This window comes from Streptomyces scopuliridis RB72 (genome assembly GCF_000718095.1).
Classification (GTDB): Bacteria; Actinomycetota; Actinomycetes; order Streptomycetales; family Streptomycetaceae; genus Streptomyces; species Streptomyces scopuliridis.
Genome location: NZ_JOEI01000078.1, coordinates 1 through 747, shown reverse-complemented (window position 1 = coordinate 747; position 747 = coordinate 1). Strand labels below are relative to the sequence as shown.

General features: G+C 68.3%; 1 protein-coding gene. It reads right to left on the bottom strand.

Annotation, left to right across the window (positions count from 1 at the left end; translation table 11 throughout):
• Window positions 1-747 (bottom strand): Ig-like domain-containing protein (locus tag IF11_RS37450; protein WP_211266775.1); only part of this gene is annotated, 747 nt, incomplete at both ends.

The window sequence follows — 747 nt, the reverse complement described above, 5'->3', positions numbered from 1 at the left end:
GCCGTCGAAGAAGCTGACGGTTCCGGTCGGCGTACCCGCTCCTGGCGGCACCGCGGTGACGGTGGCGGTGAGGGTTTTGGGCTCAGGGTGGAGGTGGTGAGGGTGGCGATGCCGCTGGTCAGGGTTGCTGTGCCGAGGAGGGTGGCGCCGTCGAAGAAGCTGACTGTGCCCGTCGGCGTGCCTGCTCCTGGTGGTACGGGGGTGACGGTGGCGGTGAGGGTTTTGGGCTGTCCGAAGACGGAGGGGTCGGGAGCGGAGGTGAGGGCGGTGGTGGTGGCGGCTTGGGTGACGGTCTGGGTGTCGATGGGTGAGGTGGATGCGGTGAAGTTGCTGCTGCCGTTGTAGACGGCGGTGAGGGAGTGCGACCCAACGCCCAGGGTGGAGGTGGTGAAGGTGGCGACTCCGCCGGTCAACGTTGCTGTGCCCAACAGGGTGGCGCCGTCGAAGAAGCTGACTGTGCCCGTCGGCGTACCCGCCCCTGGTGGTACCGCGGTCACGGTGGCGGTGAGGGTCTTGGGCTGTCCGAAGACGGACGGATCCGGAGCCGAGGTCAACGCGGTGGTGGTGGCGGCTTGGGTGACCGTCTGGACGTCGACGGGCGACGTCGAACCGGTGAAGTTCGGGCTGCCGTTGTAGACGGCGGTGAGGGAGTGGGGTCCGACGCTCAGGGTGGAGGTGGTGAGGGTGGCGATGCCGCTGGTCAGGGTTGCTGTGCCGAGGAGGGTGGCGCCGTCGAAGAAGCTGACT